18 protein-coding genes are annotated in these 23,154 nt (G+C 57.1%); 7 read left to right on the forward strand and 11 right to left on the reverse strand.

Annotation, left to right across the window (positions count from 1 at the left end):
- Positions 1-15 precede the first annotated feature (15 nt).
- Complete coding sequence (locus tag OKW40_RS12075) at positions 16-1,146, forward strand: alkene reductase (RefSeq protein ID WP_429489872.1); 1,131 nt, start codon at positions 16-18, stop codon at positions 1,144-1,146.
- Positions 1,147-1,388: 242 nt separating this feature from the next.
- A complete protein-coding gene (locus tag OKW40_RS12080; protein ID WP_106305386.1) occupies positions 1,389-2,402 on the forward strand; it encodes an EthD domain-containing protein in 1,014 nt (337 codons plus the stop codon).
- 206 nt (positions 2,403-2,608) lie between these two features.
- On the opposite strand, the gene OKW40_RS12085 is transcribed toward OKW40_RS12080, so the two are convergent.
- From OKW40_RS12085 to OKW40_RS12115, 7 genes are all read right to left on the reverse strand, one after another.
- Positions 2,609-4,477 carry a CocE/NonD family hydrolase gene (locus tag OKW40_RS12085; RefSeq protein WP_429489874.1) on the reverse strand — a complete coding sequence of 623 codons (1,869 nt, stop codon included), beginning with the start codon at positions 4,475-4,477 and terminating at the stop codon, positions 2,609-2,611.
- Positions 4,478-4,625: 148 nt separating this feature from the next.
- Complete coding sequence (locus tag OKW40_RS12090; protein WP_429489876.1) at positions 4,626-5,315, reverse strand: EthD domain-containing protein; 690 nt, start codon at positions 5,313-5,315, stop codon at positions 4,626-4,628.
- A 41-nt stretch (positions 5,316-5,356) separates the two neighbouring features.
- Entirely contained in the window at positions 5,357-6,067 is a 711-nt protein-coding gene (locus tag OKW40_RS12095) for an ABC transporter ATP-binding protein (protein WP_429489878.1), read from the reverse strand.
- Between the two features lie 13 nt (positions 6,068-6,080).
- A complete protein-coding gene (locus tag OKW40_RS12100; protein WP_429489880.1) occupies positions 6,081-7,862 on the reverse strand; it encodes an ABC transporter permease subunit in 1,782 nt (593 codons plus the stop codon).
- Entirely contained in the window at positions 7,859-8,782 is a 924-nt protein-coding gene (locus tag OKW40_RS12105) for a branched-chain amino acid ABC transporter permease (protein WP_429491959.1), read from the reverse strand. Before OKW40_RS12105 ends, OKW40_RS12100 begins: the two co-directional genes overlap by 4 nt.
- Before the next feature lie 53 nt (positions 8,783-8,835).
- Positions 8,836-10,032, reverse strand: coding sequence for an ABC transporter substrate-binding protein (locus OKW40_RS12110; RefSeq protein WP_429489882.1), 1,197 nt, complete (start codon positions 10,030-10,032; stop codon positions 8,836-8,838).
- 64 nt (positions 10,033-10,096) lie between these two features.
- On the reverse strand, positions 10,097-11,308 hold the full coding sequence (locus OKW40_RS12115; protein WP_429489884.1) for a porin: 1,212 nt from the start codon (positions 11,306-11,308) through the stop codon (positions 10,097-10,099).
- A gap of 538 nt (positions 11,309-11,846) precedes the next feature.
- Here OKW40_RS12115 and OKW40_RS12120 point away from each other — a divergent pair.
- Entirely contained in the window at positions 11,847-12,623 is a 777-nt protein-coding gene (locus OKW40_RS12120) for an SDR family NAD(P)-dependent oxidoreductase (protein ID WP_429489886.1), read from the forward strand.
- 230 nt (positions 12,624-12,853) lie between these two features.
- Here OKW40_RS12120 and OKW40_RS12125 read toward each other — a convergent pair whose 3' ends face one another.
- On the reverse strand, positions 12,854-13,642 hold the full coding sequence (locus tag OKW40_RS12125) for an IclR family transcriptional regulator (RefSeq protein WP_429489888.1): 789 nt from the start codon (positions 13,640-13,642) through the stop codon (positions 12,854-12,856).
- Positions 13,643-13,799: 157 nt separating this feature from the next.
- Positions 13,800-15,563, reverse strand: coding sequence for an FAD-dependent oxidoreductase (locus OKW40_RS12130; protein WP_429489890.1), 1,764 nt, complete (start codon positions 15,561-15,563; stop codon positions 13,800-13,802).
- Positions 15,564-15,877: 314 nt separating this feature from the next.
- Between OKW40_RS12130 and OKW40_RS12135 the strand changes: the two genes are divergently transcribed.
- The gene (locus OKW40_RS12135; RefSeq protein ID WP_429489892.1) at positions 15,878-16,531 is read left to right on the forward strand and encodes an EthD domain-containing protein; all 654 of its coding nucleotides are present in this window, start codon (positions 15,878-15,880) and stop codon (positions 16,529-16,531) included.
- 203 nt (positions 16,532-16,734) lie between these two features.
- Here OKW40_RS12135 and OKW40_RS12140 read toward each other — a convergent pair whose 3' ends face one another.
- The gene (locus tag OKW40_RS12140; protein ID WP_116117925.1) at positions 16,735-18,078 is read right to left on the reverse strand and encodes an MFS transporter; all 1,344 of its coding nucleotides are present in this window, start codon (positions 18,076-18,078) and stop codon (positions 16,735-16,737) included.
- A 422-nt stretch (positions 18,079-18,500) separates the two neighbouring features.
- Between OKW40_RS12140 and OKW40_RS12145 the strand changes: the two genes are divergently transcribed.
- On the forward strand, positions 18,501-19,670 hold the full coding sequence (locus OKW40_RS12145; RefSeq protein WP_429489894.1) for an MFS transporter: 1,170 nt from the start codon (positions 18,501-18,503) through the stop codon (positions 19,668-19,670).
- A gap of 82 nt (positions 19,671-19,752) precedes the next feature.
- Here OKW40_RS12145 and OKW40_RS12150 read toward each other — a convergent pair whose 3' ends face one another.
- Entirely contained in the window at positions 19,753-20,586 is an 834-nt protein-coding gene (locus tag OKW40_RS12150) for an IclR family transcriptional regulator (protein WP_429489896.1), read from the reverse strand.
- A gap of 98 nt (positions 20,587-20,684) precedes the next feature.
- Here OKW40_RS12150 and OKW40_RS12155 point away from each other — a divergent pair, with 98 nt between their 5' ends.
- On the forward strand, positions 20,685-21,494 hold the full coding sequence (locus OKW40_RS12155) for an IclR family transcriptional regulator (protein ID WP_429489898.1): 810 nt from the start codon (positions 20,685-20,687) through the stop codon (positions 21,492-21,494).
- Between the two features lie 669 nt (positions 21,495-22,163).
- Positions 22,164-23,120: an MBL fold metallo-hydrolase gene (locus tag OKW40_RS12160; RefSeq protein ID WP_429489900.1), complete on the forward strand. Its 957-nt coding sequence runs from the start codon at positions 22,164-22,166 to the stop codon at positions 23,118-23,120.
- Positions 23,121-23,154 lie beyond the last annotated feature (34 nt).

Below are 23,154 nucleotides of genomic sequence, written 5' to 3' on the forward strand. Positions count from 1 at the left end.
TCGCGTAATCCATCTATGAAAACCATTTTTGAACCATTCAATCTCTCTGGCACAGCATTAAAGAATCGCATTGTCATGGCTCCGCTCACGCGAGCACGCGCGTCGCGCGAAGTCGCTGATGAACGCATCGCCCTCTATTACACGCAGCGCGCTACTGCTGGCCTGATTGTCAGCGAAGGCACATCGATTTCGCGAGAAGGAACGGGTTATCTCTTCAACCCAGGCATCTACACGCCGGAGCAAATCGCCGGCTGGCGCCTGACTACCGATTCAGTTCACGCCGTCGGAGGAAAGATTTTCGCGCAGCTCTGGCACGTCGGTCGCGTTTCCCACCCTTCGATTCAGGATGATGGGAAGGCCCCCGTCAGCGCCAGTTCCAAACAGGCAGTGAACGCGAAGGCCTTCGCCTACGACGATAGCGGGAAGCCCAACCCCGTAGACACGCCGACGCCTCGCCAGCTCGAAACGCAGGAAGTTCGGCGTATCGTCCAGGATTTTGCTCAGGCTGCCGAGAATGCTATGAAGGCAGGGTTTGACGGAGTCGAAATTCATGGCGCGAACGGCTATCTGTTCGAGCAGTTTATGAACCCGCTCGTCAATGACCGGAGCGATTGCTACTCAGCCGACAACATTGGGAATCGGTTGCGCTTCACTCTCGAAGTCATCGATGCCGTTGCTGGACGTATCGGTGTTGAGCGGGTCGGCATTCGAATTTCGCCTTACGGCAAGCTATTCGACATGCCCTTCTATCCGACCATCGATGCGACATACAGTGAGCTCTGCCGCGAAATCGGGAAGCGAAAGCTCGCGTATGTTCACGTCATGAATCAGTCGGGATACTCGCGCCTGGACAACGCTCTCGAACCGGAAGCCGAGTCCGGGTTCATGGCCCTCCTGCGTCTCCTGAAGGGCTTTCTGCCACATACTGCGCTCATTCTTGCAGGTGGTATGTCGCGAGAACTTGCGGAGGAAATGATTGCCGCTGATGTCATCGACCTCGTTGCATTCGGCGCAGCATTCATCAGCAATCCTGACCTCGTTGCCCGCCTTCAGAATGATTGGCCACTGAGCCCCGCGAATCCGGCGACCTTCTATGGTGGCAGCGCAGAGGGCTACGTGGATTACGCTCCGTACGCTCCATCTTGAAGGCAATCGTGGCGCCAGATGCTAGGGTTACCGACCTTAGCAGATTCCAAGACTCCACCTTCCATGCCCAGACCAACGTCGCGGACAGCGAGTGACAACGAAATCAAAATAGGCCTTTTGTCAGTGCGTCGGTGTCGAGTCTCCCTATCGAACGGAGCGCGCTGGCCGATGAGATGTCAGCGTGGTTGCGGTAGACGCCTCGCTTCCCACTTTTGTCTGCTAAATCCTTCGAAGGTCAGCCCATGTCTAACTTCGTTGTCGAAAAGCTGTATCGACCGCCCTACGTCCAAACTCGACCAGGTGGAAGCGAGCCGCTGACAGTTCTCTTTTCGTTGCTGTCCCGTGCGGATACGACGCCACCCGACGTACGTCGAGTGGGTGATGGTTACACGCTCGACACGTCTGGCCATCCATTACGCGACCCGGCGAAAGATTCCTCCACCATTGGTTTCGAGAGTAATCCCAACGTCAGCTTCGAGCACTGGGGCGAGTATTGGCGAAAGGTGCATGGCGTCCGTTTCACCTACATCGAAGAGCACGACGACCGCAGCTTGGAGCGACTGCTGCGTTATGAACAACTGCATCGATTCGCTCCAGGGCCAACAAGCTTTAATGCGCCCCCATACCGCGCTCCAGTCGACCAAAGCGGAATGCTCTGGCCGACAATTCTCGGACACATTGAACCGTATCAACGGCCGCGCTGGGATGGCGTCGCGTATCTCAACTTTGAGAGCATCGATGACATCGCAGCCGTGTTCGCTAACGAGCGAGTGCGCACCAAAATTCTTCCCGAAGACTTGACCATGTTTCGCGACATCGCGCCGGTACTTGCCCTGCAGCACATCATCATTCCCAGCGAATCGGGAAATGAAGCAGTCACATTGGTCAAGCTACATGTGCGTCGAAAAGACGAGGCGCGCGAATCATTCCAGCAGTGGTGGCTCAAGGACCATGGCCCCTATGTCAGCAGTCACTGCCAAGGCAGTCAGTTGGTCAAACGTTATGTCCAGCTTCACAACATCGGTGGTCGAGCATCCGGCCAGCCGTTTTTTCATCCTGACGCAGCGACGCTTGATGGAATAAGTCTTATGAGCTTTTCAAGCCTCGCAGACCTCGAGGATTTTCTGCTGAGCCCGATGAATGCACGTATTGTCGAGCACGAGTCCCTGAAGACTGAGCACGCAGCGTCGGAATATTGGACCACCATCGGCATGATGATTGTCAACCGCATCCGCCCCGAGGTTCGCACCGCGTAACGAATGCCGCTGCGGCGTCGGAGCGACCGGCCGAACTCACCTGTCCGAACAAGCGCCGCCTTATCGATTGCTCGCCGTGCCATCTCGACTGAAAGCATAATGGGAGTCGACGGCATTGGGCAGCCTGTTGAATCGGAGATTTCCTCCCCTCGCGAAACGCCCCGTCCCTTAGGACGGGGCGAACTACTTACCGCATTGAATACCGCTCAGTCGTCGTCTGCCTCCTGGCATACGGGACCGTCCTTCTTCGCCGAATCAGAGTCCCAGTATGGGACACTCGTGTTGCCTTCAGACTTGAAGCAGCCTGCTTTGAGCAAAGGCAAATTCAAGGACGACGGGAGGCTTGCGCCAACATACAGTGAGACGGTACTTCCCGTCAGAGAGACCGCCTGAGGATGCGTCGGAAAGCATGCGTCGGTGCCGAGTACGGGAGAGCATTGCGAGTTTGCCGGAGGCGGCGACCCGATGCCGTTCGACTGCTGCGAGGGAGTCTGGGTGCTGACTATGAGGCGGACCTTGCTTCCTGCGGGGATGGAAGCAAACTTTGGCGATATGACGAAGTCGTACCGTCGAATGTTGCCTGCTGGCACATAGTGGTCAGCGAAATACTCGCCATAGGGCTTTACCGGCACTCCGTTCTTATCAAGCCAAGACCGATTTGGGTCGTTCTTTGAAAGGCTCCCAAGAACAGTACCACTGGAAAGTGGCGTGACGGTCCCATCGGCACCCACAAGCTGCACGGTCGCGATAAGTTCCAGATTCGGCGTTGTCGACGAGGCATAGAATGACGCGCTCATCGGGCCGGCCAGCGTCGCTCCCTTTTTCAGGACCGGCCCATCAAATTGCGCCGTGCTCCCGGCGCTTGGCTGCGCCCAAAGTAAATTGACTTCCGCCGATTGATTCGAAGGCTTCTTTGAAAGCGCTCCCTTGGGCGTAAGGAAGTATTGCTTGTACACAGGCGCAACCGGGTAAGCCGACGTGCTAATCCAGTTGTTGGAAATTAGCTCGTGGACGTGAACTGGTTGCTTAGTGTCCGCCATCCCTGTCTTCTTACCTTTGAGCCAGGTATCGAACCATTCCAGCGTGATGTTGTTTGTAATGTTCTGCCCAGTCGTCTGCTCCTCAAATTGGCAGTGACCGCCCTGGCTGATAATCACCTGGTAGCGGCCTGTGACATCCTGGTTCGGACGCATGGGACCGTATACGTATTGGCCGCTTCTCGCGTTCTGCAAATATGCGTACATGGACATAGAGCTTTCAGCGTAAATGTCCTGGTGCGTGCTCCAAATAAGAGTCGGAATGTCGAGGTCTGCGAGTTGCCGGGCGAACGTGCCGGGAGAGCGCACCTTCCAGAAGTCTCTGTAATAAGCCCTGGGGCCACCCGCGTTGATTTCGTCGACCATTGCCTGGCCGTATGCGGTCGCGCCATGATTATTACCAACCGCAGCACCGAAACCTAGTGGGAACTGGCCCGTTTGCGTAGGGATGCCGCCTGCGAAATACGTCTCACGGTAAAACTCGGCTCCTGCACAAAACGGTGCTAGAGCCTTGATAGGTGAATTTTTTCCGGCTGCCAGCGCCGTCGTGTATTGGTTCAGTCCTGACCAGGAATCGCCTTGCAGAGCAATCTTGCCGTTTGAGTTCTGCAGCTTCGTCGCGGCCCATTGGACTATCTCCGCACCATCCGTCCCGTCGTTGCCGAAGAACGAAAAGTCGCCGCCTGAGTTTCGAGTCCCTCTGACCGATGCTGTCACATAGATGTAGCCTCGCTGAACGAAGTAATCACCAGCCGTGGACGGATTCCCAAGGTATGGCGTTTGAGTGACAATGACAGGGAACGGACCCTTCGCCCGAGCACCGGTATGCAAGTCAGTGGGATAGGACACATCGACCATAAGCACCGTTCCATCGCTCATGGTGACCGGGACGCTTTTGTCTAGTGCGGTCCCGTAAGTCGGATTACCCGGGCTCCATACTCCACCCGGAAAAGGTGTAGACGCAAGCGCGGGAACTGCCGCACCGGATAACAGAATTGCCGCGGCTGCAAGCAGCGCTGCACGACTTGAACGCTTCATGACGACCTCCATCGGTGTCTCGCCAATCGTTAGATAAACTTACTCTTCATTCCTAACTTTATTTACAAGACGTAATCCACTTACGCCAGCACCACAACCGCGGCCCCCGCCGTCGCAGGGACGCGGCACCCACTCAATTCCAGGGACGTCAGATGATTCGGTGCTCCTCGACCAGGAACGCGGTGATGCCGGCGAGGAATGTTTTTGCATGTTCCATCGTCTTCACGCCGACCTCTGATTCGAACGCCTTTTGCAGCGACTCAGTGCTTTCGAACCAGAACTCAACGACCCCATCAATGGGTAGGTCGTCGTAATTGCAAGGCCTGCCTTTCTCAAGCTCTCGCTGCACTACCGCGTTCTGCCGATAGCCTTTGACGCCAGGCATCGTGCGAACGAAATCCGCATGTACTTTCCACTCGTTCAGAAAGTCCTGCTCCGAAAGCTCGGGGCGACGGCGGATGAGAGAAATCCGCTTCTTGAGCTTTGCACGAGACGCGTCTTCCGGCACTTCTACTACAGTCGTCTGCCTGACGGTCAGGATATGAAGGCGGCCGAGGAAATGGTTCTCGTCTTCGATGATTCTTTGCGGCAGCTCCCCCTCTCCGAACGGCTTGTTCGGGTCCGAAATCCACAGTTGCGAGAAACCGTCGAACTCCCACGGCTCCCGCTCGAAGTCGATTCCGCGCTGAACACGGTCGACAATGTGGTTCTGCCAATACTGACTGAGTCCAGGTGCGTTTTTCACCAACGGGCCGTGATGGCCGAGCCAATGCTTGTAAAACTCATCGTTCGACCATTCGGGCTTCTTTGAAATAAGCCCCATGCGTACCGTGCTCATCAATCCTCCAATGTCGTGACTAGGTCGAAAGCTCGGCGCGGTCAATGCGCGCCTAAATATGCCGCCTTGACTTTTGGGTCGTTCAGCAAGTCGCGCCCAGCCCCCTCCAGCGTGATGTTGCCAACCTCAAGCACATATGCCCTGTCAGCGACCCCCAAGGCCTGCTTCGCCATCTGCTCGACCAGCAGAATGGTGAGGCCATCCTCGCGCAGACTACGGATGGCATCGAAAATGTCGCGGATGACCAGCGGAGCCAGGCCCAACGAAGGCTCATCGAGAAGAAGCATGCGCGGCTGACTCATCAATGCGCGCGAAATGGCGAGCATTTGCTGCTCGCCCCCGGAAAGCGTTCCCGAGAGCTGGTTCTGACGTTCGCGAAGACGTGGAAACCGGTCAAACTCCCGCTCCATCGCTACCTCAGTCGCGGACATCGGCTGCTTGCGGGAATAGGCTCCGAGAAGGAGGTTCTCACGCACGGTCTGGTCGGGAAACACGCCGCGACCTTCGGGCGACAGGGCGATACCGAGGCCGAGGCGCATGTGTGCAGGCAACCGGGTGCAGTCGCGACCGCCAACCGTGATGCGGCCGGAGGAGACCGCCTGCAGCCCCGCGATGCTCTTTAGAAGGCTGCTTTTCCCGGCACCGTTCGCGCCGATGATGGTGACGACTTCGCCTTCCCTCACCTCGAGGCTCACACCCTTCACGGCCTGAATAGCGCCGTAAGAGACCTTTACTGAATCGACTTTGAGCATCGTTGCTCCTCTCTCATGCGGCTTCAGCTTCGTCGACGCCGAGATATGCTTCGACGACGCGCGGGTTGGCCTGGACGTCTGCAGGCTTGCCTTCGGCAATCTTGATGCCGTAGTCAAGCACGATGACGTGGTCGGAAATCGACATGACGAGGTCCATGTGGTGCTCGACCATCAGGATGCTCACGCCATATTTGCTGATACGAAGGAGCAGCTGTCCCAGCTCCGCCGTTTCCTGTGGGTTCAAACCCGCTGCCGGCTCATCCAGCAGTAACAGCTGCGGTTCGGTGGCCAGTGCACGGGCAAGCTCGGCCCGGCGTTGCAGGCCATACGGCAGACTCCCTGCGGGACGGCTCGCCAGGTGACCGAGGTCAACCAGCTCAAGCAGCTCGCGCGCACGTTGCCTCGTGATTTCCTCCTCTTGACGCGCCTTCGAGGTCGCGAACAAGGAAGCAAACAAGCCGTTCTTCATCCGGCTGTGCCGACCAAGCATTACATTGTCGAGAACCGACAAATCGGCGAAGAGTCTCAGGTTCTGGAAGGTACGGCCCATACCGAGGCAACAGATGGAATGAACCGCGCTTCCACCTATCTCCTTCCCGTTGAAGCGAATCGACCCGCTGTCCGGACGGACGATGCCCGTTACCATGTTAATCATCGTGCTCTTCCCGGCACCATTCGGGCCGATGAGCGCGTGGATATGACCGCGCTTCAAGGCGAACGAAATGTCTTGAGCCGGTTTCACGCCACCATAGGCTTTCGAGAGCTTGGTAACCGTCAGCAACTCTCCACCGTTCGAACGGCCGCCGCGCAAGAGCGTCGTGACCTGCCCGCCCGGGGCAGCGTATTCTTCCTTCGTATCTTGACTCTTGCGTCCGACCAGCTTCGATAGCGTTCCGACTACTCCGCCAGGCATCACATACAACGCGAACAAGAGCAGCAGCCCATACAGCGTGTGCTGAACTGAAGGCCAACGTGCGAGAAGTGCATCAAGCAGGGTCAGGACGATTGCGCCAACGACGGGCCCTAGCTTCGTTCCCGCTCCACCAAAAAGGACAAGCAGCAGGATGAAGATAGAGAGCTGAAACGAGATGAAATCGGAATTGATGTACTGGTTCTGCTGAGCGACCATTGCGCCAGCAAGTCCACACGTCACCGCTGCAATCACGAACGCAATAACTTTGCCTCGATAGACACGAACGCCCACCGATGACGATGCAATTTCGTCAGCCTGAAGCGAAAGGAAGGCACGGCCAAACCTTCCATTCAGCAGGTTGCGAAGCAACAGGTGAGTAACCGCGCAGAAAACGAGCCCGACGCACACCCATTGACCGAGCGACATCGGCTGCCCACCCATTTCCGGGCTACGAATCCCGTAGATGCCTTGGGCTCCGCCAAACACATCTGTCCAGTCGCTGACCAGCCGTTCCACAACGATACCGAACGCGAGTGTGACCATGGCCAGGTACGGCCCTTTGACACGAAGCGACGGCAGCGCGATGAGCACCCCGCAGACGCCCGAGATGGCCGTTGCGATGGCCATGGCTGCCCACGGACTGATTTCCGTCTGCGATGTGAGAAGCGCGACTGCGTAAGCTCCCGCTCCGAACAGTCCCGCCTGACCGAGCGACTTCTGCCCTGCGAAGCCGACAAGGACGTTCATGCCGGCGGCGCACAGGTAGTAGACGCACATCATGAACGCGATGTGCAGGTAATAGTCATTTCCGATAGACAGCGCGGCGGCGCCAAGCACGACCGCGATGGCGCACACGCCTGCTATGTGGCTGTACTTTTTCATACTTTCTCCACGAGGCGGCTGCCAAAGAGGCCCGTCGGCTTGAAAGCCAGGACGAGAATCACCACAGCGAACACCGCAATCTCACGCCACTGCGCCTGCCACAAATTGACCGTTGACTCGAACACTCCGAGAGCAAAGCCACCGACAACGCAACCGCGGGGATTGTTGAGACCACCTACCATCGCGCCAGAAAAGCCCTTCAGTCCAATGGCCAGGCCCATGAAGAGAGACGCCTGCGTGATGGGTGCAATGAGAAAGCCAGACAGCCCAGCCAACGCCGAGCTCACCACGAAGGAACCAATCATCACTGCGTTCGTGTTGATGCCCATCAGGCTCGCGACGTTACCGTTGGCGGCGACAGCGCGCATCATCTTTCCGACCATCGTCTTTCGCATGACGATGTCAAAGGCAAGCATCACGAGGACGGCCACCGCCAGGAGAAGCAGCTCTTGCGGACGCACGCCGATTCCGAAAAGTTGAATAACGGAGTCACCAACAGGGGACGGCACCACAACCGGTTTAGGGCCCCAAATGGCCAGCCCAATGCTGTCCAAGACCACACCGAATCCGAGAGTGCTCATGACCCACGCCATTCCAGGCTGTTTTGCGAAAGGACGCACGCCGACGGCATACAGGAGCCATCCGAGCGCGCCCATCACCACGAGTGCGGCAACCAGCGCCAACAATTGCGCACTCACGCTGGGAACAGCCCCGCCGAAAGTTGTCGAGGTGATTGGCTTTCCCAAGAGGAGCAGCATCGCGCTCATTCCAATGAATGCGCCGCTCGATACAAACTCGCCGTGCGAGAAGTTGAGCGTTTTCGTCGTAGTGAACGTGATGCTGAAGCCCAACGCCACAAGCGCATATGCGCCGCCGACCGCCAGCCCACTGATTACCGCCTGAAAGATAGCTTCCATGATGAGTGTTCTCCGCTGTGACGGCACCTGCGGTGCCCCCATCATCAATGGGACCGTTACTGCTTGTAGTCCGCCGGGGTCAGGGACGCAACGAGCGCATCGCTGTACGGCACGAGTCGGCCATCTTTCCAGTGCACCCAAACGAAGTCCTTTGCTACCAGTGCTTCGTGATTTGTCTTGCTGAAAGGCTTGTTGTAGGTTTTAAGCAAACCTTGCACCGGTGCATTGAGGTTCTCGAGCGCAACACGGATTGCCGCGCCATCCGTACTGTTCGCCTGCTTGATTGCCTGAACCAGAATCATCACGGAGTCGTAGCCGTGCAGCGCAAACGAGAACGAACTCGGCGCCTTCAGCTGAGACCCGACGCGGGTGAACAACTTGTCCTGCGCCGGGGTCCGATTTTCACTGACGGTACGCAGAAAGAGCGGCTTCTCTGCCAACGTCTTTCCGGCTGCATCATAGAAAGTAATGTTGTCCGCCGCCCAGGAACTGAGCGTACGCGGGTAGTAGTTGATTTTCTCCATGCTCCGCATAACCTGAGCGATAGGCGTACCCTGCGCCCAGATGATGACCGTGTCGACACCCGCCTCCTTGAGCTTGTTCAACTGTGAAGTCATGTCGGTGTCGCTGACGCCAAATTGTTCGATGGCAGCGGGAGTGATTCCCTGCATCTCGGCGATGGACTTCATGTCTTTGAGAGCACCTTGACCGTAGCCTGTCGTCTCGGTCATGAAGCCAACTTTCTTTGCATTACCCGTCTTCTTCACATACGCCATCAGCGCCGCGACTTGCTCACGGTCGACCATCGAGACACGGAACATGTAGTTGTCCGCACCGGGGCTCATCGGCTTGGTGATGTCCGTTCCCGACGAGACATTGTCAATCACCGGCATCTTCTTCTGATTGACGATGTGCTTCCATGCCATTGCGTTTCCAGAGTTCGTCGGACCGAAGACGGCAACAACCTTTTCGTTGTCGATGAGGTCCGTCATGTTCTGGATAGACTTGGGCGGCTGTGATACATCGTCGCGCACGACGAGCGTCAGTTTTTTGCCGAGCAGTCCACCCGCCGCATTCACATCAGCTATTGCAGCTTGCATGCCAAGGACAGCGGCTTGTCCGCTCTGTGCCGAGGGCGACGCAGAAAGGTCGCCGTTGAAGCCAATCTTTATTTCCTGCGCCGACGCGGCGGGGACCGCCGCAGCAAAACTGAGCGAGGCTACGATTCCTGCGATGACGCGAATTGCTTTCATGATGTCTCCAACCTGTTGCTTCAGCATTCGATGGGCGTATTCATCCCATCGTCGTTTCAATCAATCAGAACTTGCTCACGACACCCAGACTGACCGCGACCAAGGAGCGGCTCGCCCCCGGGGTCGTCTGGAAGCTGTCACCGATGGCCGGTGTGGCATTAATAATTGCGCCAGTCCCCGGGTTACCCAGCGTCTGGCCCGACGCACGCTGGTATCCTTCAAGCGCGTATAAACCTGTACGCTTCGAAAGCGCGTAATATTGGGAGAGAACGACCTGGTGATACTTGGCTGCGTCCGAGATGTTGTTCGCCTTGGAAGCCCACGTGTAGCTGTAGCCAAGTGCCAAATCGAACGCAACGGCCGGCTTCCAATGAAGCACACTGCCTACCGTGTTCCAGACGGCCGTGTCGGTGAACTTGGAATTCACGCCCGGGACGTACTGCACGTTCGAATATGCAAACGAGATGTCCCAGTTCTGGTTGAAGACATAGCCGCCGTCGACAGCGAAGCGCTGTTGAGCCTGGGCTTGGCTGTAGCCATTTGTGATGGCCGACACGCCCTGCTGACCGGATGAGTTCACAGAAGATTCCGCGCCGTATGGGCCACCGCCGGGGGTTGAGTTATTGATGCGCCAGAAGCCCGCGGCAAGACCAAAATTTCCGCCCTTGTATTGAAGTCCCCCGCTCCACGTCGACCCCTGGTTCAAGCTTCCAGGTACGCCGGCAGGAGCAAATTGGCCACTCGCCGTAATGCCGTAAAACGTCGGCGTCGTATAGGAAATCGCATTGTTCGAGCGATAGTAGGTATCCATGCCGTCGAGGTCACCGGGATGCGAACCGTACCCGGTCACATAGAACGCGGGAACCCACGGTGAAAGCATCACGTAATAAGCGCTATATTGACGGCCCACTGACAAGGCCCCATAGGCGGGGTTCGACAACTCGATACGCGCCTGTCTGCCAAACATCGCATTCGTGAACTGCTGTCCGCCATTCGCGATATTGAATCCCGACTCCAGGACAAACAACGTCTGATAACCGTTACCGAGGTCCTCTGTGCCACGAAGCCCCCAACGGTCTCCGTTCCACACACCCGACTGCATGCGAACGTTGGACTTTCCCGGCGTCGTCGAGCCGAGAGTTGTTTGACTGTTTTGATAGGTGATAGACGTGTCGACAATGCCGTACAGAATCACGCTCGACTGAGCAAATGCAGGAAGAACAGCCAAACCAAGAATCGCACCTACTACACATCGAACAACTCCCTTCTTCGCCATTAAAAGTCTCCTTAATAATTTTTTAGTCCGAGTCGTCAGCGGCGGCGTCTGATTGCCATCACTTGTCGCGGCCTCTCGTGGGCAACAGGCCAATTCGGCTTGCTATATGTAGGACAACGAATCGGTGTAGCGATTTACTCTCACTGGATTCGAGAGGAACGCACCGTGTTACGCGCGGCGCGCAGATTGACCTATTTGCGGCGCTCGTTGTCTTGAGGGAGGGCTGCCTCCCCCGATAGCCCAGATACTACGCCACAAAATTAAACATGCGCCACTCCTTTTGCATAGGTGCAAATCCCTATCGGGCAGCTTCACACTCATCTCAAAGACCATCGGACGGCGAGAACCCACACACCGTGTGGGTTCCAGCCGGAGCCATACGCTAAGTCGCAAGCAACGCATCAGCGCTATCGCCATATCGATGGAATGTGGTGTCTGGATGTGGGTAATTACACCTATGCAACCCCATATGTTTACGTGAAACACTAACGCAGCGGGCGTTGCTAACCGTATATCCATCAGACATCAAGGAGAAATCATGTCGTTCCCTCAATACGTCGCGCCACGTTTGCTCGAAGACCGCGTGGCTTTCGTAACCGGCGCAGGACAAGGCAATGGCCGTGCACTCGCGCTCGGCCTTGCCCAGGCCGGCGCCAAGGTTGTGGTTAGCGACATTGCTTTCGAACACGTCAGGGAAACCGCCGCGCTCATTGAGAAGGAAGGTGGGAAAGCGTGGCCGTTCGAGCTGGATGTCACCAACGCAGACGCTTGCTACACCCTTGCCGAAAAGGTCTCCAACGACATCGGCTGTGTCGACCTGCTTGTGAATAATGCGGGCATCATTATTCGTGAGAACTTGACAAGCCCGAATGCAGCCAAGAACTGGAAGAAAGTGATGGACGTGAACGTTCAAGGGACGTTCAATGTCACGCACGCGTTTCTTGAGGCTATCAAGACGACCAAAGGCGTGATTATCAACGTTGCATCTATCGCCGCTTATGCTGGACAAGGCGCTAGCCTCGGCTATTCCCCGTCCAAAGGTGCAATCAAGATGTTCACGCAGTCTCTAGCGGCCGAACTCGCGTCTCACGGGGTACGCGTAAATGCATTGGCGCCCGGCGTCATCGAAACCCCTATGACGGCTGCAACACGCGAGAATCCGGCGCGTCTCGAGGCGTTTATGTCACGCATCCCTATGGGTCGGGTTGGCCAAACGGAGGACCTCGTCGGCCCGACAATATTCCTGGCGTCTGGAATGTCGCGCTACGTGACGGGGGTAACCCTCGCGGTAGATGGCGGATTTCTAGCTATCTAAGGTCTGTCTTGCAAAAGCCCGCCCAGCGGGCTTTTTGTGGTACAACAGCGTCGACGCCGGAGCAGTCAGAAGCGAGTCCTTCGCTGTTCTCGCGGCGAAATCCGTTTGCGGATAACACGTGCCGACGCCAGCACCAGAAGCTGCACATTTTCGAGAACCTCCCTCTAATCATCCTTTCCACCAGCTTGCTGGGCAGGCATGGACCACCCGGGTCTTCGATTCCCAAGGCGTTAAGAAGACAGCTTTTCAGAAAGCTGAAGCAGTCCGCTCGCAACGGTTCCGGTATCAGAGGTATCCAGCGTGCTTGACGGGCCGAAAATGGTAACTGAAAGCACCATCTGCCCGCGGTCGAAAACAGGCGCGCTCAGGCTGTCGACGCCAGGGATTGGCACACCCAGCGTTCGTGACAGATGTGTGCCCCGCACATCTCCTGCGAAGTTCTCAATTACATCAACAAAGCATCGCGCTGAGACCGCATCGGCCTTCGCAACTTCACGAGCAAGCATCGGTTCTATCGTCTGCCTCGGAAGGAACGCGGCGAACAGTCGTCCTGTGCTGCTGTGGGCGATTGACATTACCGACCCCACGTGCAAGCCGACATGCAGGTACATTTCGGGGCCGTGGTATCGAATGACGGTGGGGCCGTGGTCTGTCCATATCGCCACAAACGCGCCGTGATTATCGTCTTTAAGCAGTTCAATGGCCAACTCCACCGTCTTATGCAATGGGTGGAGCTGCGCTAAAGCTCGCAGGCCGAGCTTCAACGCAAGTGGTCCGGGCTCAAAGCTGTGGGTCGTTGAATCACGTCTAACCAGTCCTGTGCGAACCAAGCTGACCATGTATGTGAAGACCTGATTCAAAGGTAAGGCGGTTGCAGCGCTCAACCCCAGCATCGAAACAGGTTTTCCGGCGTCAGCCAGATGCTGCAAAAGCGTCCCTCCAACCTCCATCGCATGGATTCCACGCTGCTTCCTGGTTCTTCTCGGAGCAAGTTGCTCGACGCATTCGGCAGCCTCCATATCTCCCCTCCTTTGCGAGCATCGTCCCGGACCTGGTGATGCCAAACGGTCGGCACGTCGCGTTTTCTCGACAAGGTCCGACATGCGAAAAAAAGCCGCGGCCGCTGGGCAACAGCAACCGCGGCAAATGCACGCCCATCGGAATTCCTACGCTTCGTTAATGGGACACCACTGCAAATTTGGTAGCCGGAGCGTCCATCACAGTGTCTTCCTTCCGAACCTCCGTGGTAGCTGCGATTGCTTTGCCTGCGATGTAGCCGAAAGTCAGCGCCGGTCCCAGCGTAATGCCGGCGCCGGGGTAGTTCCCGCCCATGATGCTGCATGCGTCGTTGCCAACCGCGAACAGCCCGTGGATTGGCGCGCCGTCGGAATTGAGCACGCGGCATGAAGAATCAGTCTTCAGGCCAGCGAATGTGCCAATGTCACCGATGCGAATTTTGAGAGCATAGAAAGGGCCTTTCTCGATTGGCGCGACACACGGATTCGGCGAATGAAGAGCGTCACCCTGATAACGGTTATATGCTGTGCTTCCCTTCCCGAAGAGTGAGTCGCGACCTAGTCGCGCCTCGGCGTTATAGCCTCGCACGGTCTCTTTGAAGTTGAGCGCATTGACGCCAATCTTGTCGGCCAGCTCGTCTACGGTTGATGCTTTCGTCAGGTAGCCGACGCGCAGATAGCGGCCAATGGGCATCGGGAACGGAGCAACACTACCTAGGCCATACGTTCGGAGAGTCTTGTGGTCGCAGATGAGATGTGCGGAAATCTCTTCTCCCGCCGGCGTTGACTTCACCAGGGCTTGCACGAAATCATGGTACGAGTGGCCTTCGTTCGTGAACCGGCGGCCGTCGCGCAGCACGGAGATGACGCCGGGCTTCGCGCGGTCGATAAAGTGCGGCATGATGCCTGTTGTTCCGTCTTTTCTGGTCAGCGTCGAAACCGGCACCCAGGCAGCCGCGTTCGGCAGCGTTGTCGTCACTTGAGCGCCGACTGCTTCAGCCATGCGCAATCCGTCGCCCGTGTTACCGGTCGGAGAAGGCGAGAAATGTTCGGAACCCGTCGGAGCGTGTGGGAAGAGTTGCTTGCGACGTTCGATGTCGTACGGAAAACCGCCGCTCGCCAAGATAACAGCACGATTCGCGGTCACACGTACTTTCGAACCGGCCCGGTCAAGGACCGCTCCGGTGATTCGGCCGTTGTCGTTGGTGAGGCTGAGCGCCTTGGTGTTGAGCCAAAGAGGAACGTTCAGGTCGAAGAGCGACTTTGCGAGACGACCGGCAAGCGCATTGCCGTTTGTCAGCGTCATGCCGCGACCATGCTTCAAAACGTCTGCAAAGTGGCGAGAGAGACGCTTGGTGACGTACCAGGCAGACTTGATTGACTTCGTCACCCGCATGAAGTGCACAATTTCCTTGCCCGAACCAAGCATCATTCCGAATACGGTTAGTTCGGGCAGCGCAGGAGCGAGGTCCTTGATTGCCGTGCCGAGTTCGCGGCCGTCAAACGGACGAGTGACCATGGAACGACCACCTTGCGTACCGCCGGGCGCCTCGGCGTGATAGTCGGGAAACACGAGAGGCATGTCGAAGCGTACAGCTGTCTTCGCTGTGAAGAAGTCTACAGCTTCCGGCCCATTCTTGATGAAGGCGTCGACGCGCTCACCATCAAAGCTCGACCCCGCCTCGTGCTGGAGATACGTACGCGCGGCATCTTCTGCCTCGTAAATCCCTTGCACCTTTGCAAGCGCTGTATTCGGAATCCAGAGCCAACCGCCCGAGCGAGCTGTTGAGCCGCCGAACTTCGGCTCTTTCTCGATAACGAGGACATTGAGCCCCTCAGACGCGGCCGTGATTGCCGCGGACATTCCCGAGCATCCCGAACCAATAACAAGCACGTCACAGCTGAATTCGCTTTCCTGCTTCATCACGCATCTCCGATAGCGAGGACGCGTCACCTCAGGTGCGTCCTCATAATCCATCCCCGTCTTCTGGGCCATGGTCAAATCATACGCCGTAATTACATATACGCGTATATATTTGCGTACGTACAATCCCTATGCCGAATTCCATCGTCTCGGATGTAAATTGAGGACTCCATGGGAAAGGCTTGTGCCCTTCTGCTTGGATGCGGTTGGCGGCCTTGTGCGCAGGCGCTGCGCTCGCCACCTTTGTCATCGAATTTCCGGCTACCCGGCGGTCTGTCGCCGGTACCGTTTGCTTCACCTACTCTGGAGACGACATGATTAAACGTATGACTTTGCTGGCGCGCAAAGAAGGCACTTCGGTAAGCGACTTTCGTGCGTACTGGTCTGGCTGTCATGCTCAACTCGCTTTGTGCATGGATGGCATTGCGAAATACACGCAAAACAGGGTCGAGAAAACCCTCTGGAAGTCCGGAGGTGGTTCTGGATGTTTTGATGTCGATGGCATCGTCGAGCTCTACTTCGAAAGCGATGAACTCATGTCCGAAGCGCAACGTTCCGCGGTCGGGAGTCGATACATTCCTGAAGACGAGCCAAACTTCCTGCGTGGATGGACGCTCTGCGTGGTCGACCACGAGGATGAAGCCAAAGAGCAAACAGGCGTGAAGGTCATCCTCGTCGCTGCTCTAAGGGCAGGTGTCTCACGAATCGAGTTCGAGAAGGTAATCGTCGAATCCGAGGAGGGACAACCGACGCCGGCGACAACATCGCTCAATTGGACGACCAGAAGCGCGAAACGTGAACGCCTTTGGGCAGAGCCGGTTGTGCCCACCGTGCTTGCCGCGCTGTGGTTCAAGAATCTTGCGGAAGCGCATGACGCGTTTCGAGTTGAGAGCAGCCTCGTGCAAAGCATTGACGGCTTAGCCGACCGTGCGGCTGCGTACCTTATCAACCCGCTCGTGGTCAGGTAATCCGAATGGTCGTCGGCATCGGATGCGGGTAACCATTTCAGACCGGTAGCCGGTTTGGTGGGCGCGTCGCCCCCTCTCTCTACGAAAACCATAGCGCGCTGCGATTCGGAAATTGCTACGAAACCGCACCGTCAGCCCGTACCAAAAACAAAACGGGCGCTGAAGCTCCGAGCGCCCGGTGCATCTCATTTTCGGCGCTCAGCTCACGCTTTGTGCAGATTCCTCGCCCGGTCGGACCGTAACGCAAAAAACATCGCTGTGCAGGCAAGAAGCAGCATGAATGCAATGAAATAGAACGCGTTGTTCATGCTTCCAGTGTAGGTCTTGATAAGACCGATTAGATACGGGGTGATGGTTCCGCTGGTGACCCCGATAGTGCTGACCAGCGCGATGCTCGCAGGAGCGCTGGAACCGCGAAAGAAGCTAGCGGGCACAGACCAGAAGATGGGATGAGCCGCGTAAATAAATACGGCCGCCGCAGTCAAGAGCGCCATGGATAGTGCGAAGCCCAGGCCATGCGAAGTCAGTAGCGCGAGCGCCGCAGCGGCGCCAGCGCCACAGACGATGAAATGCCATTTGCGTTCGTTGCGTCGGTCAGAACGACGAGCAATCAAAATCACGCCCACAGCGCCGATTGCATTCGGGATTGCCGAGTACAGACTAATCTGAACGATGTCGGTAATTCCGAATTCGCGAATCATCGTCGGCATCCAGAATAGCAACAGGAGGATGCCCGAGGTCAGGCAGAAGTACACAAACGCGAACACATAGACGTACGGGTTACCCACTGCCGCAAGCAGGGAATGGCTATGCTCAGCAGGCTTTCCGTCGTTCGCCAGCACGTCTTCCAACCGCCGCTTCTCACCTGCGCTAAGCCACGGTGCAGCGGACGGCCTGTCCTTCAAGAAGAAGAATGCGATAACACCCAGCAGGATTGCGGGAGCACCCTCGATGGCCAGCATCCACTGCCACCCGTGGACACCATGGACCCCATCCATGCCGCGCATAATCCAGCCAGAGACCAGACCGCCAAGCACACCGGCGACGGCGACACCAGCATAAAAGACGGATAGCGCTCCTGCGCGACGGCGTGCCGGGAACCAGTACGTCAGATATAAAACGATGCCTGGGAAGAAGCCGGCCTCGAATACACCGAGAAGAAAGCGTAAGACGTAAAACTGTGTGCTGTTGGATACCGCGACCATCACCACTGAACACGCGCCCCACAACACCATGATTCGTGCGAAGGTCTTCCTGGCTCCGTACTTATGCAAGAGTATGTTGCTGGGCACTTCGAAGAGGACGTACCCGACAAAAAAGAACACTGCGCCCAAACTGTACGCGGCGTCAGTGAAGGAAAGGTCGTGCTTCATCTGCAACTGAGCGAACCCGATGTTGTTCCGGTCCAGGATTGCAATGACGTAACAGAAGAAGAGAAACGGAATGATTCGCAGCGTCACTTTGCGAAACAAGGTGTCATCCGATGTGCCGACAGATGGGGGATTCGTCGGTGCAGGGACCGTGCCGACTGAACTTCGCGTTGTCATCAGAAACTCCAGTGCAGTTTTTCAGTTGTGGTCCGCTGTCAGTCGAGGCACCTACGCCACCTCACTGACCGCCAACCCACTCAGAAGGTAACCGCACCATGGCAGGTCCACGCTTCTTGATTACATATTAACGCTGCACTTCGCACATATATAATTCTCGTTTGTACCTATCTGGGTCCTTCTGGACCGCGAACGGCTTCGAAGTGCTGGTAAACACCTAACGTGCCTGCGACTGGTTCGTCAGATGTCGCACAGGCCAAGACCGGCAAGTTCGAATTGGCCGCCCTTGCCTCGAATTCGCTTTGCCTGGCGGCCCGCAGCGCCACCAAGCACGTTTTGTTTTACGCTCATACGTTTGCGTATATATAATAAAGCACGAGTGAGCTGCTACGTACAGCGATTGCATCGTTAAGGAGACCGGTTTGTCCGCGAGAATGTTGTGGCTTCTGAGCGCGTGCTGCTTTGCCAGCATGGCGTCAATGCGGGTCTGCGATTCGCTGTTACCGTCACTGCAGGCGGAGTTTGGTGTGAACATGGGGCACGCCGCCCTCGCAATTTCAGGATTCGCCCTCGCATACGGCCTTACGCAACTTGTCTTCGGGCCTTTGGGAGACAAGTTTGGAAAAATCCGCGTAATCGCGCTGACCACGCTGGCCTGCACGGTAGGAAACCTTGGTGCAGCATTGTCCGTTCATATGGGCCAATTGGTAGCGGCCCGGGTCTTGTCCGGGGCTGCTGCCGCGGGAATCGTGCCTTTAACTATGGCGTGGATTGGCGACACAGTGCCTTATGAACGGCGTCAAGAAATCCTTGCGCGGCTGCTCGGCGCGACAGTTTTCGGGATGATTGCCGGTCAGTGGCTAGGGGCATTGCTCGCCGACGCGGCTGCCTGGCGAATCTCGTTTGCCTCACTGGCCCTGATTTATCTGGTTGCGGGGCTCTTCGTCTTGCGAGAAGTCAATTCGTCGGACATGACGCGCAAGTCGACGCCAGGCCGTTTCGCGTACCGTGCTTTTGAGGTGTTGGCGATTCCTTGGGCTCGAACAGTGCTCCTCGTTACCTTCATCGAAGGCTCGCTCGCGTTCAGCGCGCTCTCGTTCATCCCGACCTATCTACACGGGACATTCGAACTTCCGATGTCGAGGGCGGGCGCGATTGTGGCTCTTTATGGGGTAGGCGGTTTAACGTACAGCCGATGCGCCCGCCTCTTGGTCCGTCGCTTGGGGGAAGCCAATCTGGCGAGGCTTGGCGGTGTCTGTCTCGCAGTGTCATATGGTGGACTCGCGCTTCTCAACACCTGGTTGCTCGCATTGCCCGCCTGCTTCATGGCTGGGTTTGGCTTCTACGCTTTACACAACACCTTGCAGACCCATGCCACGCAGATGGCACCGAGCGCCCGCGGAACCGCCGTGTCACTCTTTTCGTGCTTTCTTTTCTTTGGGCAATCACTAGGCGTTGCTTGCGCTGCGTGGTTCATCGACAGATTTTCAGCGCCGCCCGTTTTTATAGGCTGTGCTTTCGGCCTTTTTCTAGTCGCAGTCGTGTTTTCGTCGCTGGTTTCTCGCCAAACCGCACAGCTGGCGAGGACCTAGCGGAATGCCGACGGAGGAGATACCTAGGGTGGCCGCGAGCTGGCAAAGGAAGCGCACGGCAAACCAGATGGAACAGGCGTGCCTAGACGGCCGGTACCGTCGGCGCGGAATTCTGTTCGGTCAACAGCTTGGTGGTCGCAAGAAGACTGGTAACCAGCGGGCCTTTCCAGGAAACGTCGAAATTCGCGGCAACGCCGAAGAGCGTCAAAACAAGAACAATCTCTCCGTTGTTGTCAAAAACCGGCGCGCTGATGCTGTTGATTCCTGGAATCGGCATACCTTCTCCTCGCGCGACTCCTCGCTTTCGAATATCCGCCAGAATGGCGTCGAACTGCGTGATGTTCAGACGCTCGCCATCAGGCGTTTGCGACCCGAAGTCCGCCCCGACGAGCTCGTCGAGCGTGGAACTCTGCTTGTATGCAGCAAACACGCGGCCAGTCGTCGAATGCGTGAGGGACATAACCGTGCCGACGTGAACACCTGCATGCAGCGAGGCGGCCGGCTCGATGCTTTGCAGAACGGTTGGACCGCGGTCTCCCCACGCGGCGAGAAGCACACTTTGCTCGACGCGCGTCGCAAGGTCGGTGGAAGGCTGCATTGCATTACGGACTGCGGGCACCATGCGAAGCGCATGCAACCCCATGCGGAGAGACAAAGGCCCTGGCTCGAAACGCGAGGTCACGGGGTCCCGTTTGACGAGGCCGGTACGAAGCAGGCTCACCATATAGGTGAACACCTGATTCGCGGGAATGCCGCTGCGCGCGCTGAGCTCTGCAAGTGTCACCGGTTCGCCAGCGTCCGCGAGATACTGAAGGAAGCGGCCACCAACTTCCATGCTCTGAATGCCACGTTGCTCCTTCCGGGCACTTGAATCGAGGCTTTCCGGATTTTCTTTTGCCCGCTGCTTCGTTACCATGCAATCCTCTGTGCACGAACACATTATGTTTTGCCGATTTTACCGGCTTCCTGGTCACCCTAAGGCACTTGGATTCTGAATCCGACAAGATACGCAAAATGGACACCGAAAGCACCGAAAAAGCCCAGCGGGGAATCCAGTCAGTTGAAGTGGGCAGCGAAATTCTGCTGGCACTCACGCAATCTGACTCGCCCATGCCGCTCAAAGAAATTGCGCGGGTCACCGGCATGTCTCCCGCCAAACTTTTCCCGTATCTGGTGAGCCTCATCAAGCTTCAACTGGTACAGCGAATGGAGCCGTCAGGCGATTATGCCCCAGGTCCCCTCGCGCTGCGGCTTGGCCTGTATGGGCTGCAACGATTGAATCCTCTGCGCGAAGCCGAGGCGGACGTATTGGCGCTAGCATCGAAAACGGGACAAAGCGTTTTTTTGACGACCTGGGGGCCGAACGGACCGGTCGTCGTGAGGCAGGAAGACCCTTCATACCCGCTGCATCTCACTTTGCGAGTCGGCACGGTCATGTCTCTCGTCAACACGGCAACGGGACGACTTTTCGGCGCGTATATGCCAGAGTCCTTGGTGCAGAAGGCTCTCGCAGACGAGAGCATACGGCTCAGCGGTGCGACCGCACTGAAGACAACGGAAAAGCAGGACCTGTTCAAGGAGTATCGGAAAATTCGCGAGGAAGGCATGACGCGAACTTCGGGCCATCCTTTGCCGGGTGTAAATGCTATCGCGGCACCTGTATTCCTGTTCACGGGGTCCATAGCGCTCGCCATCACTCTGGTTGGGCCCGCAGGTACGTTCGATACAAGTTGGGATGGGGAACTTGCGTTGACCCTGCGCCAGACCACACTGGACCTGTCCTACCGACTAGGCTACTCGGCCATCCCGGGCGACGAGGCCTAGTTCATCGCGATGCGACAGCAACGCCCGAGAAATGCGAAGACAATTCGCGGCTGCCTCGGGCGTCGCCAGTCAGCGGCTTGAGACCTTTCCAACGCACGCCGGCGGCGCTCCCGCGAGCCCCCTTCAAATCCCTGCATCGCTTTGATGCGATGGCGCAGGCGACCCTGAAAAACCTTGGCTCACTTGCGCGGCCATCTCTCTGAAACCCTTCGAAACACAGAAGCCCTGACGTCGAGCACATATCAGTGCGGCACGTCGGCAGTGCGGCACGTCGGCCCATTCGGCCGCCAAGAACAATCAACACGCGTGTTGGATTCACGGTAGTTCGCCGCAACGCGTCCTCCCAGTGCCGAAGACACCCACGGACGCAAGTGTGCCGTCCGACAATCACACGAAATGAATCCGCGCTTGCGTCTTGGCGTCACGCCAGTTCATCCCCGCTTTCCGCCGCTCGTCTGCAGCCAGCGCCCCATATACCAGCGTGCTTCGGATGTCTGTAATTGCAGAGGGCAAGCAGGACTGGCAGCCCAGGTTTTGGGGACAGTTTAAGCCGTACGGGAAATTATCTATATGCGATTTCATTCGCTTATGTATAATTCTCTCAATGCCGGGGTTGCTGGCCAAAACCCACCCTGTCCCCTTCAATCAATTTTGTAGAGGTCTTCTGCCATGGCGACAGAAAAGAAGTTTGCTTCCCACGCGGACGTTGAAGAAAAGAAAGTCACGTTCGAACAGCTTTCCGAACATGCGTACGCATACACCGCTGAAGGAGACCCAAATACCGGCATCATTATCGGGGACGACGCCGTGCTCGTCGCCGACACCCAGGCGACGCCGGTGATGGCTCAGGACGTGATTCGCCGCATTCGCGAAGTCACGGACAAACCTATCAAGTACGTCCTGCTGACCCACTATCACGCGGTCCGCGTACTTGGAGCATCGGCGTATAACGCTGAGCAAATCATTGCCAGTCAGGACACCTACGACCTGATTGTCGAGCGCGGCGAGCAGGACATGAAGAGTGAAATTGAGCGCTTCCCGCGCCTCTTCAATGCGGTTGAATCGGTGCCCGGCCTGACGTGGCCTACGCTTACCTTCCAGAAAAAGATGACGCTCTGGATGGGCAAGCTCGAAGTGCAAATTCTGCAGCTGGGTCGTGGACACACCAAGGGCGATACGGTGGTCTGGCTTCCTCAGGAAAAGACTCTGCTTTCCGGCGACCTGGTCGAGTACGGAGCAACTCCGTATGCAGGTGATGCGTATTTCCAGGACTGGCCTGCCACGCTCGATGCAATCGCCGCACTGAAGCCTGAAAAGCTGGTTCCCGGCCGAGGCGCTGCGCTCAAGACGCCGCAGGAAGTAGCCGACGGTCTCGCAGGAACCCGCGCCTTTGTCAGCGAGCTCTACAGCAAGGTCAAGTCCGGTTCCAGCGAAGGCAAGGACTTGAATGCCATCTACAAAGAGACTTACGCCGCACTGAAGCCGAAGTTTGGCGACTGGGTCATCTTCGACCATTGCATGCCGTTCGACGTCACGCGAGCACACGACGAAGCAACACAGTATCCCGACCCTCGCATCTGGACCGCGCAGCGCGATAAGGAGATGTGGGAAACCCTCGAGGGCTGACCTGCATCGCGCGCCGGCCTGTGTGCATCAGGAA

It is taken from the genome of Paraburkholderia sp. RAU6.4a (assembly GCF_050435625.1).
Taxonomy (GTDB): Bacteria; Pseudomonadota; Gammaproteobacteria; order Burkholderiales; family Burkholderiaceae; genus Paraburkholderia; species Paraburkholderia tuberum.